The organism is Neptunomonas marina, assembly GCF_004005935.1.
GTDB classification, from domain to species: domain Bacteria; phylum Pseudomonadota; class Gammaproteobacteria; order Pseudomonadales; family Balneatricaceae; genus Neptunomonas; species Neptunomonas marina.
In genome coordinates, this window is the sequence record NZ_SACQ01000006.1 from 1 (window position 1) to 12,429 (window position 12,429).

A 12,429-nucleotide genomic window follows, 5' to 3' on the forward strand; every position below is an offset into this window, starting at 1 on the left:
GACCCACCTGATCCCATCCCGAACTCAGAAGTGAAACGATTTAGCGCCGATGGTAGTGTGGGGTTTCCCCATGTGAGAGTAGGACATCGCCAAGCTTTTAATTAGGAAGCCCTGATCGGTAACGGTCAGGGCTTTTTATATTGTCTAGAAAAAATAAAGTGGGTGTCAAAACGCTTAATGTATAAGTGGCGTCTTAAAGCTTTAGGCTGATAGGCGGTAACGAGCAGGTGTGATGCCAACGTGTTGCTTGAAGGTATGAGTAAAGGCGCTCTGATTAGGGAAGCCGGTCGCTGCCGCAGCATTGGCTACAGGCATGCCTTCTTTCAATAAGGCTTGGGCTCTTTCTATTCGCTTTGTCGTAATGTAGTGGAGAGGAGTCACGTGTGTCAGCTGCTTAAAGCGGTGATGAAAGTGGCTGCTGCTTAAAAAAACCAAAGCTGCTAACTCCTCAACACTGATTTTGCGATGTAAATTCAGAGCAATATGTTGATCGATGATATCGAGATTTAATGCTTGCGTTGCACGTATATGAGTTCGATTGCTCAGTAAGTTGTGTGTGGCGCACAAGAGCATTTGCCCACATACATTTTGCAACATGGCGTGTGCTTGCTGCATCTCTTGTGCTACTGCTTGTAAAAGAATGGTGCGTTGGCTATCTAGCGTGAAGTAGCTAGCCTTATCGAATAATTGCTGAGTTTCAGCTAGAGCTTCTGGCACGTTAATCACAACGATACGATTATTGCCCACACCACAAAATGCATGACCCGTTGTCGAGGGCACTAAGCAGCCTTGACCTAGGCTGACCTTGCGGCCTTGTCCTTGGATATCAAACTCTGTATTTCCCTCGAAACCAAACACGAGCTGGTGATAGCGGTGATCATGCTGGTTTGCTGTTTCGGGTAATGAGATCAGTGATGTATCTGTTTGCATAGTTCAACTATTTTGAATTGATCGCGAATTGTACAGAAAAAAGTGTTACTCATCAGCTTTTAAGGGTGAATTTTGCGTCCCTTGCTTGATCTTCTGCAAGGAATTTGGGGGCTTTTCTACGCAAAAATCGGTAGAATCATCCGTTATTTACGCTAATTAGATGTTGGGTTTGATTGATGTCAGAACTGAAGAATGATCGTTTCTTACGTGCATTGATGCGCGAGCCGGTTGACGTAACGCCTGTATGGATGATGCGCCAAGCAGGACGCTATTTACCAGAGTACCGCGAGACACGTGCGCAAGCCGGAGATTTTCTGAGCCTGTGTAAGAACAGAGAGTTGGCGTGCGAAGTCACGATTCAGCCTTTAGAGCGTTATGAACTGGATGCCGCGATTCTCTTCTCTGATATTTTGACTATTCCAGATGCAATGGATCTCGGGCTTTACTTTGAACAAGGTGAAGGTCCCAAATTCAAAAAGATCATTCGTACAGAGGAAGATGTGGCGGCGTTGCCGATTCCGAATGCGAGTACCGATCTTGATTATGTAATGAATGCGGTTAAAGAGATCCGCGGTGCTTTGTCGGGGCGTGTACCATTGATTGGCTTCTCCGGTAGTCCGTGGACTCTGGCAACCTATATGGTAGAAGGTGGCTCTTCTAAAGATTTCCGCCATATCAAGAAGATGATGTTTGCTACGCCAGACGTGATGCACGCCTTGCTTGATAAGCTTGCGATCTCTGTGACGGATTACTTGAATGAGCAGATTCGCAGCGGTGCGCAAGCTGTACAGATTTTCGATACGTGGGGTGGCGTATTGAGCGGCGAAATGTATAAGGAGTTTTCGCTGGCCTACATGCAAAAAATTATTTCAGGCCTTATTCGTGAGTACGATGGTCGTAAAGTACCCGTGATCATGTTCACGAAAAACGGTGGCCAATGGCTGGAAACAATGGCTAATGCCGGCGCTGATGCGTTAGGTCTTGATTGGACCACTGATATTGGTAATGCACGTGAGCGCGTCGGTAGCCAAGTAGCGTTGCAAGGTAATATGGATCCTTCGGTACTGTACGCACCAGCGAGCCGTATTCGCTCGGAAGTTGAAGATATCCTGAGCCGCTTCGGTACAGGAAATGGTCATGTATTTAACCTCGGCCATGGTATCCACCAATTTGTCGACCCAGAACATGCAAAGGTTTTCGTAGATGCTGTGCATGAACTGAGTGCGAAGTACCACCAGAACTGATAGGCACCTCATTGCAGCGGCTGCCCATGATAGCTGCTGCAATCCTTTCTATTTTAGCTAGCCTGAAGATCCAGTTGTGCTAGAGATTGCGCCGCGAATTGTGTGAAGCAGCGAACAGTCTCGTGATCACTGTGCATACGCCACAGACATCCCACATTGCGTACTAAGCCAAAATCGATGATTGGGATGGATACTAAACCATCTTGTAAAACGGTCTCTGCCATAATCGCCGCAGCAAGGTTATTTCTAACCATCATGAGGGTCCACGCATCGTCATCGGTACGGCATGTTATATGCGGCTGCGCTTGCTCTGCTAAAAACACCCGCTTCCCTTCATTGAGTACCTCGCAGTTTTTACGCAATACAAAAGGTAATTTATGTAAGTCGGCGAGCCGGACGCTAGAGCGGTTGGCCAAAGGGTGTTGGCGAGATAGCAGCAGTTGGAAGCGTTCTTGATAGATTGGCATGATCGTTTCTGATGCTTCCTCCCCTGAGAGTGAGGTAAGCAGTACATCGACTTTTCCTTGGCCGAGTTTGTGCGCGAGGATGTCTTTAGTGCCTGTTTCTAGGTGCAGCTCGATGTCAGGATAGGTTGTCGTGAAATGATAGATCAACTGGTTGATCGGCTTAGTATTAAGTGTATTGAGGACACCCATACGTAACATGCGCTGCGCGGACTCGCTAGACAGCTCGCTCTTGGCCGCATTGCACTCGGCAATAATAGCGAACGCTCTATCGCGAAAGCGCAGACCTTCAGGGGTTAAGGTCACTTTCTTGTGGCCACGGCGCAGCAACTGAGCACCTAGCTCCTCTTCAAGCGATTTAATGGCCGCCGAAAGTGCTGGCTGGGTAACAAAGAGTTTCTCTGCAGCGCCAGTAAAGCTGCCCGTTTCTTGAACGGCTAAAAAATAGCGGATCTGTCTGATTTCCATAGTGTATAAATTATTTTTATTCTTTGGATAAGATTAAAAGATTTCCTTTATTTTAAAGGTTACGTCTTAATAAGAGCTCATGCAATCAGTTGCTCGAGGTGAGTATGGGCCAAGAAATTCTAGAACGCTTTCCTGTCCGGTTAGAGATACCTATCGCCTGGGGCGAAATGGATGCATTCCAGCATGTGAACAACTTGGTTTACCTACGCTGGTTTGAAAGTGCTCGCATGGCGTATTTCGAAGCATGTGATTATGTCGCGATCAAGGATGAGGAAGGCGTAGGCCCAATTTTAAGGGACTCCCGTATCCGTTATCGGATTCCACTAACGTTTCCCGGCAATGTGATAAGCGCTACGCGTGTTACGCGCATTGAACAGGACCGATTTGTGATGGAGCATATTGTTTACAGCGTGGAGCACCAAGCGGTTGCTGCAGAAGGGGAAGCTGTTGTTGTGTGCGTGAACTATAAGGCGGGAGGGAAAGCCGAGATTCCCGAAAGGTATCGACAGTTCATGTTGAACAATGAGCCGATGACGCCAGAACTATTTGATTAACGAGATCTCTACCTGGTGAGATAGCTGTCTTACCAAGCTTGTCTGGATTCGCAGGCATCGCCACCTGCGAATCCAGCCTTTTTTAGCCTGCTGCTGCAAGCGCTTGTTCAAGGTCTGCCAGCAGATCATCGATGTGCTCGATACCCACTGATAGGCGAACCATCTCAGGCGCCACGCCTGCCGACTTCAACTCTTCATCATTCAACTGGCGGTGCGTTGTCTCTGCAGGGATTGAAGCTAACGATTTGCAATCACCGATATTTACTAGGCGCAGGAATACCTCCAGCTTATCGTAAAACTGGCGTGTACCCTCACGGCCTGACTTCAAACCAAAACTCAAGATGCCAGACGCCTTACCCTGCATGTATTTTTGAGCCAATGCGTGATCTTTATGGCTCTCAAGGCCGGCGTAGTTAACCCAACTGACCTTATCGTGTTGTGCTAGGAACTCAGCAACTTTTTGCGTGTTTTCGTTGATGCGTTCCATACGCAGCGCCAGAGTTTCTAAGCCTTGTAGTAGCAAGAATGCGTTCATGGGTGAAAGAGCAGCACCCATGTTACGCAAAGGAACGACACGGCAACGACCAATAAACGCAGCAGGGCCAAAGGCCTCGGTATATACCACACCGTGGTAAGACACATCAGGTGTGTTGAGCAGCGGGAAACGCTCCGCGTTATCAGCCCAAGGGAACTTTCCTGAGTCGACGATAACGCCACCAATGGAGTTTCCGTGGCCGCCCATATATTTGGTTGCAGCGTGTACAACGATATCTGCACCGTGCTCGATAGGGCGCCACATGAGTGGGCTTGGTACCGTGTTATCAACAATCAGTGGTACACCGTGACGATGAGCGATCTCTGCAAGGCGTTCTATGTCAGCAATACCGCCGGATGGATTGCCCACCGATTCGCAGTAAAGGGCTTTCGTTTTTTCATCGATTTGAGCTTCGATCGCATCGAAGTCATCTTTGTTGGCGAAGCGCACGGTAATCCCTTGGCGAGGTAGCGTGTGTGCGAACAGGTTGTAGGTGCCGCCATAAAGCTCGCTCGTAGAAACGATGTTATCGCCCACTTCGACCAATGTTTGGATCGCATAAGTGATGGCTGACATACCCGATGCAACCGCCAATGCAGCAACCCCACCTTCGAGCTGTGCGACGCGCTGTTCTAGCACATCGGTGGTTGGGTTCATGATGCGCGTGTAGATGTTACCAGGCACCTTTAGATCAAATAGATCTGCGCCGTGCTGGGCGTCGTCAAACGCGTAAGAAGTGGTCTGATAAACAGGCACTGCAACAGACTTTGTTGTTGGGTCTGGTGAGTAACCGCCATGAACGGCAATGGTTTCCAGCTTCATTAAACTCTCCTTGGTGGGGCTGTCTTTTTTATTGATGCTTTCGATTGTAATGGTAATCCCGCATCAAAAAAACGCTTAACTAGATGACTTCTATACAGGTTAGGTAGAATGCTATTCATAATAGTTATCAGGAGATCCTCATGGCAAAGGCCAAAACTGCCTATGTTTGCACCGAATGCGGAGCGGACTACACCAAATGGCAAGGTCAATGTAGTGCATGCAAAGAGTGGAATACGCTCACTGAGATGCGCGTGGCACCCGCGAAAGCCGCAGCGGCCAAACCGCGCTTTGATGGTTATGCTGGCGAGACCAGCCAGCGTGTTGTCAAACTTGCCGATGTTGATCTCAAAGATATGCCTCGTATCGGTACCGGTACCCAAGAACTCGATCGCGTACTCGGAGGAGGGTTAGTACCCGGCTCTGCGATTTTAATTGGTGGTCACCCAGGTGCTGGTAAAAGTACGCTGCTGCTGCAGATTATGTGCTATCTGGCGCAAACGCAGCCGGCACTTTATGTCACGGGTGAAGAGTCACTGCAGCAAGTTGCCATGCGCGCCCATCGCTTAGGGTTAGCAGCCGATGCGCTACAGATGCTATCTGAAACCAGCGTTGAGGCGATCTGCCAAACAGCAACGCAGCTGCAGCCAAAGATCATGGTTATTGACTCCATTCAAGTGATGCATATGGCTGAGATACAGTCAGCACCGGGTTCCGTTGCACAAGTACGTGAATCCGCCGCAGACCTAACCCGCTACGCTAAGCAAACCGGAACCGTACTATTTCTGGTAGGCCATGTCACAAAAGATGGCAGTTTGGCAGGGCCGAAGGTGCTTGAGCATATGATCGATTGCTCTTTGCAGCTTGAAGGCTCATCAGATAGCCGCTTTCGTACCCTTCGTTCACACAAAAATCGCTTTGGTGCCGTGAACGAGTTGGGCGTATTTGCAATGCTTGAAAACGGCTTGAAAGAGGTCAAAAACCCAAGCTCCATCTTCTTGAACCGCGGCGAGCAACCGAGCCCTGGCAGTGTAGTCATGGTGGTATGGGAAGGGACGCGCCCGCTGCTGGTTGAGATACAAGCTCTAGTGGACGAGTCACATATGAACAACCCACGCCGAGTCGCCGTCGGGCTTGAGTCTAACCGCTTAGCGATGTTGCTTGCCGTATTGCACCGTCATGGCGGTCTGCATACTGGTGATCAAGACGTGTTTGTCAATGTGGTGGGGGGCGTCAAAGTGCTGGAGACAAGCGCCGATCTCGCCTTGCTCTTAGCCGTTGTGTCGAGCTTCCGTGATCGCGCACTATCCCAGTCGTTGATGGTGTTTGGTGAAGTGGGTCTATCGGGTGAGATTCGGCCAGTACCTAACGGCCAAGAGCGGATCCGAGAAGCGGCTAAACATGGCTTCAAGCGCGCCATTGTGCCCAAAGGCAACGTCCCGAAAGAGGGTATTGATGGCATTGAGATCGTTGGCGTTAGCCGCTTAGCAGACGCATTGGACGCGCTCTAACGCCCCGCATGACCCTCAGTGATATCGGTGATATGCAAGCCTTAGATAAGATGATGATAACAGAGCGCTAAATTAAGCAACTCTCAGTCCTTCTGGCGTCAGTTTATCTGACGCCATCTTCCATACCCCGCTTTGTGTTTTAGTCGTGATATAAATGGTCTAACTCGCGCTCCAGTAAGTCTGGATCGCCAAGATTGAGTTCAACCAAGCGGCGTAGATGTGTCATGCTCGAGATATCGATACGTTGGAGCTGAAACCCTAGGTAGTTACCAATCTTATGGTTAAGTACCACCGGCATATCGATCACCGCCTCCTCTGGATCAAGCTGAATCATTAACTCAGCGGCATCTCCGACGGCCAAGTCGATCCCTTCCTCTGGTATTTCGGTCAGGGCGCCTTTGAAGCAAATATCAGCAAGCCGTACATCCCACTCGTCGGCACCGCGGCGCAGTATGCAGCGTGCATCAAAGTGAATACGGGTAAAACGGCGGCGTTCTGGAATCTGTTCCGTCACTTTCCTTCTCCTACCTATAGCGTTTCTATCAACTGAGTATAGAAGGCAGATTGGAAAATGGCGATATAAAGAGGGGAGAGAGGCGGCAGCGATGCGTGCTGCCGCCAAGATCAGCGAATTAGCTGATGCGCTTGTATTTGATGCGCTCTGGCTGGTGCTCTTTACCGTAACGGCGTTTGTAATCCGCTTGATACTCGGTGTAGTTACCCTCGAAGAACTCGACATGTGAGTTACCTTCGTAGGCCAGCATGTGTGTACAGATACGGTCAAGGAACCAACGGTCGTGCGAGATCACAACGGCACAGCCCGGGAAGGCTAACAGTGCTTCCTCTAGTGCACGCAGTGTTTCGATATCAAGATCGTTGGTAGGCTCATCAAGCAGCAGTACGTTGCCGCCCGCTTTCAGCAGTTTAGCCATGTGTAAGCGGTTGCGCTCACCACCGGAAAGTTCGCTGACTTGCTTCTGTTGATCGCCACCTTTGAAGTTGAAACGACCACAGTATGCGCGAGCAGGTGTTTGATAATTGCCCACAGTGATAATGTCCTGACCATCAGAAAGCTCTTCAAAGACAGTCTTATCGCCGCTGAGGTCGCGTGACTGATTTACGTAGGCCAATTCGACGGTAGAGCCGATCTCGATAGTGCCAGAATCCGGTTGCTCTTCACCTGCGATCATGCGGAAGAGTGTGGATTTACCCGCACCGTTACCACCGATGATGCCGACAATGGCCCCTTGCGGAATTGAGAAGCTCAGGTCTTCAAAGAGGACTTTATCGCCGTACGCTTTAGAGATGTTGTTTGCATCGATCACTTTATCGCCTAGGCGAGGGCCAGGTGGAATATAGATCTCTTGCGTCTCGTTGCGTGTTTGGAACTCTTTCGAGTTCATCTCTTCGAACTGCTTCAAACGCGCCTTGGATTTGGACTGGCGGCCTTTCGAGCCTTGGCGAACCCACTCTAGCTCGGAGGCAACTGATTTACGGTGCGCCGCTTCCTGTTTCGCTTCTAGTTCTAGACGCTTCTCTTTCTGCTCTAGCCATGAGGAGTAGTTACCCTCGTAAGGGATGCCGCGGCCACGGTCCAGCTCCAAAATCCAGCCTGCTGCATTGTCCAAGAAATAACGGTCGTGGGTGATCGCAACCACAGTGCCCGGGTACTCTTGTAGGAAACGTTCGATCCACGCGACAGATTCTGCATCCAAGTGGTTGGTTGGCTCGTCCAACAGCAGCATATCTGGCTTATCAAGCAGCAAACGGCATAGCGCAACGCGGCGGCGCTCACCGCCTGATAGGTGCTCAACTTTGGCATCCCACGCCGGTAGGCGCATCGCATCAGCGGCGCGTTCGAGCGCGGTTTCTAGGTTGTGGCCATCTTTCGCTTGGATCAGGTTCTCAAACTCGGCTTGCTTTTTTGCTAGCTCGTCAAAGTCTGCATCGGGCTCTGCATAGGCTGCGTAGACTTGCTCAAGGCCATCCAGCGCCGCTTTTACATCAGCAACTGACTCTTCAACAATCTCACGAACGGTTTTGTTATCGTCCAGCTCTGGCTCTTGGGGCAGGTAGCCCACGTTGATGCCGGGCATTGGGCGTGCTTCACCGATAATATCGGTATCGATACCTGCCATGATTTTGAGAAGGGTAGATTTACCCGCGCCATTTAAACCCAATACGCCGATTTTGGCGCCCGGAAAAAAGGAGAGGGAGATGTCTTTTAAAATCTCGCGTTTTGGTGGGACGATCTTGCCCACGCGGTTCATCGAGTAAACGTACTGTGCCATAAGCCCTCAGCAAATAGAAAATCGGTTAAAAAGATAGTGCGGATTTTACCTGTCCACGCCTGTGAATGCGACTTTCAAGCCTCGGTTTAGCCAAAGCGCTCGGTGAGGTACGCATTGATATCATTCGATTCGTAAAGCCAGCGCACACTGCCATCTGTCTCAGTTATCTTCAGGCACGGCACTTTCACTTTGCCGCCTTGTTGAAGCAGCTCTTCGCGGTACTTGGTATCGTTCTTCGCGTCGCGTAGGGCGATATTGAGTGACAAACGCTTCATTTGGCGGCGCACTTTGACGCAAAAAGGACATGCTTGAAACTGATAGAGCGCTAAGTCTTGGGTCGCTGCGTCAACCGCTTGCTGAGCTTCGGCGCTGCGCTTGATCCCTTTAGGAGTTGTAATGAAGTCGATCAATAAGATGATTTTGCCTAAAATCCAACGAATAACAGCCATGCTTTACCATCTCGGTTAGTTAGAAAGGCGCATATTCTAGCACTCTTCACGGGGCGAGCTAAGCCGATGCGAATTTATGAATGGGATTCGTGATAAATTGACCGAGTTTCAAGTGCGTTTTGCCTCCAAAAGAGAGTATAATGCGCCCCTTTCCAAAGGCCGGTAACGCTCACTTTTTATCGGTCGGGCCTGTCATTTTAGGGGATAGCTATGTTTAGCAAAGATATGTCAATTGCCGACTTTGACGCTGATCTATGGTCAGCGATGGAAGCTGAAGCCACGCGTCAGGAAGAGCACATCGAACTGATCGCGTCAGAGAACTACACGAGCCCACGTGTAATGGAGGCTCAAGGCTCCGCACTGACAAACAAATACGCTGAGGGCTATCCCAACAAGCGCTACTACGGTGGTTGCGAGTACGTTGATAAGGTAGAAGAGCTTGCCATTGAGCGTGCTAATGAGCTGTTCGGTACAACCTACGCCAATGTTCAGCCGCACTCTGGCTCACAAGCAAACGCAGCGGTTTACATGGCGCTTTGCAAGCCGGGTGATACAGTTCTAGGTATGAGCTTGGCGCACGGTGGCCACTTGACTCACGGTGCTGCGGTATCCTTCTCTGGCCGTATCTACAATGCAGTTCAATACGGTCTGCACCCAGAAACGGGTGAGATCGATTACGATGAAGTAGAGCGTTTGGCAGTTGAGCATAAGCCAAAAATGATCGTTGCAGGCTTCTCTGCTTACTCACGTATCGTTGATTGGCAGCGTTTCCGCGATATCGCAGACAAAGTTGGTGCATATCTGTTTGTTGATATGGCACACATTGCAGGTTTGGTTGCTGCAGGCGTTTACCCATCACCGGTACCGTTTGCTGATGTTGTAACGACAACAACGCACAAAACGTTGGGTGGCCCACGTGGTGGCTTGATCGTTTCTGCTCGTGCTGATGAAGACCTGCAGAAGAAGCTTAACTTTGCTGTCTTCCCAGAATCTCAAGGCGGCCCGTTGATGCACATCATCGCGGCGAAAGCAGTATGTTTCAAAGAAGCACTTGAGCCAGAGTGGCAAGTTTACCAAGCGCAAGTGGTTAAGAATGCTCAAGCGATGGCGGAGACTTTCATGTCGCGTGGCATCAAAATCGTTTCAGAAGGTACAGAAGACCACCTGTTCTTGGTTGATCTCATCGATAAAGAGTACACAGGTAAAGATGCCGACGCTGCCCTTGGTCGTGCCAACATTACGGTAAACAAAAACTCAGTGCCTAACGATCCACGCTCTCCGTTTGTCACCTCTGGCTTACGTATCGGTACACCGGCAGTGACGCGTCGTGGCTTCAAAGAAGCTGAAGTAACTGAGCTGACTAACTGGATCTGTGATGTACTTGATAACATCAATGATGAGTCAGTGATTGAGCGTGTGAAAGGCCAGGTACTCGATATCTGTGCGCGTTTCCCCGTTTATAAATAACCACTGAATCGGTTAGAATAATAAGGCGACACTTAGGTGTCGCCTTTTTTCGTATCTCGCTCTTTATTTGCAGCGCACGGCGCTAACGCTCTTTTATGGCAGGAAATTGATATGCATTGTCCTTTTTGCGGAAAAACGGAAACGAAAGTCGTTGATTCCCGCTTAGTCGCTGAAGGCCAGCAGATCAGGCGTCGCCGCGAATGCAGTGCCTGTCATGAGCGCTTTACGACCTTCGAAATTGCCGAACTTCTGATGCCGCGCCTGATTAAGGCCGATGGCTCTCGCCAGCCCTTTGATGAGGATAAGCTGCGCGGTGGTATCCAACGAGCGCTGGAAAAGCGTCCTGTCAGCATTGAATCCATAGAAGCCTGCATCAATCGTATCAAACACTCGTTGCGCGCAACCGGTGAGCGGGAGTTGCCCTCACGGCAAGTGGGAGAGGCGGTGATGGAAGAGCTCCGCAAACTCGATCAGGTGGCTTATGTTCGCTTTGCCTCCGTATACCGTAGCTTTCAAGATATTAATGAGTTCAAAGCGGAGATTGACCGCCTCGCCGGTGATGAGTCTGCCGCTAAGGAGCTAGAGCGCTAAATGAATCCATATCTTGATCGACAGCTAATGGCAAGAGCAATCCAGCTCGCGCGCCAAGGTATTTATACGACATCGCCGAATCCACGGGTTGGCTGTGTGATTGCGCATGGCGAGACAATCGTTGGCGAGGGCTACCATGTTCGTGCGGGTGAAGGTCACGCAGAGGTCAATGCGTTGCGCCAAGCGGGTGCTGCGGCAAAGGGCGCAACCGCCTACGTAACGTTAGAACCATGCAGCCACTTTGGACGCACACCGCCATGTGCAGCAGCACTGATCCAAGCTGGAGTCGCCCGTGTGGTATCCGCGATGGGTGATCCAAACCCACAGGTCAATGGTCGCGGCATCGCGATGCTCAACGAGGCGGGTATCGCTACCGAGGTGGGCTTGCTCGAGAATGAAGCAAGAGCACTGAACCCTGGGTTCATTAAACGTATGACCACGGGACGCCCTTGGGTGCGCGTGAAGCTTGCGATGAGCGCAGATGGCCGTACGGCGATGCGCAGTGGTGAATCGCAATGGATTACTGGTGCGCCGGCGCGCCAAGCAGTGCAGCGTTTGCGGGCGCGCAGCTGTGCGGTGGTAACGGGCATTGGCTCCATTTTACATGATGACTCTGCGTTAACGGTACGCGCTGCCGAGCTTGGCTTAGCCAACGCGGAGCAGGTTGCTGAGCGTCAACCTTTGCGTGTGGTGTTAGATCGCCAAGGCCAATTAAGCCCGAATGCACGCATTTTACAGCAATCCGGACGCACCTTGTGGATGACTACTAGCGATGCTGAACGTAGCGGCGCAGAGCGTGTCGCGGCGCAGCTATCGGAGGCGTCGATTGATCTGGCCTGGGTGTTGGACTACTTAGGTCAACAGGAACAGTGCAATGAGATCCTTATCGAAGCGGGTGCCGTATTAGCCGGTGGCTTTGTTGCCGCAGGTTTAGTTGATGAACTGGTGGTCTTTATGGCGCCAACGCTGCTGGGTTCTCATGCGCGTCCGCTAGTGGAGTTGCCACTAGAAGCAATGGCGCAGCAACAACGACTAGAATTAACAGATGTCCGCCAATTTGGTGATGACTTACGGCTGACATATCGCTTGGCACAGAGGGGCTAGAC

General features: G+C 50.6%; 12 protein-coding genes and 1 rRNA gene. 7 read left to right on the forward strand and 6 right to left on the reverse strand.

Going from position 1 to position 12,429, the window contains the following annotated elements; genetic code table 11:
* Positions 1 to 95, forward strand: a 5S ribosomal RNA gene (rrf, locus tag EOE65_RS12665); the annotation flags it as partial.
* Between the two features lie 106 nt (positions 96 to 201).
* On the opposite strand, the gene EOE65_RS12670 is transcribed toward rrf, so the two are convergent.
* A complete protein-coding gene (locus tag EOE65_RS12670; protein WP_127694699.1) occupies positions 202 to 930 on the reverse strand; it encodes a helix-turn-helix transcriptional regulator in 729 nt (242 codons plus the stop codon).
* A 176-nt stretch (positions 931 to 1,106) separates the two neighbouring features.
* On the opposite strand from EOE65_RS12670, the gene hemE reads away from it, so the two are divergent.
* Positions 1,107 to 2,174 (forward strand): uroporphyrinogen decarboxylase, encoded by a 1,068-nt coding sequence (gene hemE / locus EOE65_RS12675; RefSeq protein WP_127694700.1) that lies wholly within the window; start codon positions 1,107 to 1,109, stop codon positions 2,172 to 2,174.
* 53 nt (positions 2,175 to 2,227) lie between these two features.
* Here the strand turns inward: hemE and EOE65_RS12680 are convergent, their stop codons facing one another.
* Positions 2,228 to 3,106 (reverse strand): LysR family transcriptional regulator, encoded by an 879-nt coding sequence (locus EOE65_RS12680; RefSeq protein ID WP_127694701.1) that lies wholly within the window; start codon positions 3,104 to 3,106, stop codon positions 2,228 to 2,230.
* Between the two features lie 104 nt (positions 3,107 to 3,210).
* On the opposite strand from EOE65_RS12680, the gene EOE65_RS12685 reads away from it, so the two are divergent.
* Positions 3,211 to 3,660 carry an acyl-CoA thioesterase gene (locus tag EOE65_RS12685; RefSeq protein WP_127694702.1) on the forward strand — a complete coding sequence of 150 codons (450 nt, stop codon included), beginning with the start codon at positions 3,211 to 3,213 and terminating at the stop codon, positions 3,658 to 3,660.
* A gap of 82 nt (positions 3,661 to 3,742) precedes the next feature.
* On the opposite strand, the gene EOE65_RS12690 is transcribed toward EOE65_RS12685, so the two are convergent.
* Complete coding sequence (locus EOE65_RS12690) at positions 3,743 to 5,017, reverse strand: O-acetylhomoserine aminocarboxypropyltransferase/cysteine synthase family protein (RefSeq protein WP_127694703.1); 1,275 nt, start codon at positions 5,015 to 5,017, stop codon at positions 3,743 to 3,745.
* Positions 5,018 to 5,157: 140 nt separating this feature from the next.
* Between EOE65_RS12690 and radA the strand changes: the two genes are divergently transcribed.
* Entirely contained in the window at positions 5,158 to 6,525 is a 1,368-nt protein-coding gene (gene radA / locus EOE65_RS12695; protein WP_127694704.1) for a DNA repair protein RadA, read from the forward strand.
* Between the two features lie 139 nt (positions 6,526 to 6,664).
* Here the strand turns inward: radA and EOE65_RS18255 are convergent, their stop codons facing one another.
* The 3 genes from EOE65_RS18255 to EOE65_RS12710 form a co-directional block, all read right to left on the reverse strand.
* On the reverse strand, positions 6,665 to 7,039 hold the full coding sequence (locus EOE65_RS18255) for a PilZ domain-containing protein (RefSeq protein WP_240656991.1): 375 nt from the start codon (positions 7,037 to 7,039) through the stop codon (positions 6,665 to 6,667).
* 118 nt (positions 7,040 to 7,157) lie between these two features.
* Positions 7,158 to 8,816 (reverse strand): energy-dependent translational throttle protein EttA, encoded by a 1,659-nt coding sequence (ettA, locus tag EOE65_RS12705; RefSeq protein ID WP_127694706.1) that lies wholly within the window; start codon positions 8,814 to 8,816, stop codon positions 7,158 to 7,160.
* A gap of 86 nt (positions 8,817 to 8,902) precedes the next feature.
* A complete protein-coding gene (locus EOE65_RS12710; protein ID WP_127694707.1) occupies positions 8,903 to 9,265 on the reverse strand; it encodes a glutaredoxin domain-containing protein in 363 nt (120 codons plus the stop codon).
* Between the two features lie 210 nt (positions 9,266 to 9,475).
* On the opposite strand from EOE65_RS12710, the gene glyA reads away from it, so the two are divergent.
* The 3 genes from glyA (at position 9,476) to ribD (ending at position 12,427) form a co-directional block, all read left to right on the forward strand.
* A complete protein-coding gene (gene glyA / locus EOE65_RS12715) occupies positions 9,476 to 10,732 on the forward strand; it encodes a serine hydroxymethyltransferase (protein WP_127694708.1) in 1,257 nt (418 codons plus the stop codon).
* Positions 10,733 to 10,843: 111 nt separating this feature from the next.
* Complete coding sequence (nrdR, locus tag EOE65_RS12720; RefSeq protein WP_127694709.1) at positions 10,844 to 11,323, forward strand: transcriptional regulator NrdR; 480 nt, start codon at positions 10,844 to 10,846, stop codon at positions 11,321 to 11,323.
* On the forward strand, positions 11,324 to 12,427 hold the full coding sequence (gene ribD, locus EOE65_RS12725; protein WP_127694710.1) for a bifunctional diaminohydroxyphosphoribosylaminopyrimidine deaminase/5-amino-6-(5-phosphoribosylamino)uracil reductase RibD: 1,104 nt from the start codon (positions 11,324 to 11,326) through the stop codon (positions 12,425 to 12,427). It begins immediately after the preceding gene.
* The last annotated feature ends 2 nt before the right edge of the window (positions 12,428 to 12,429 follow it).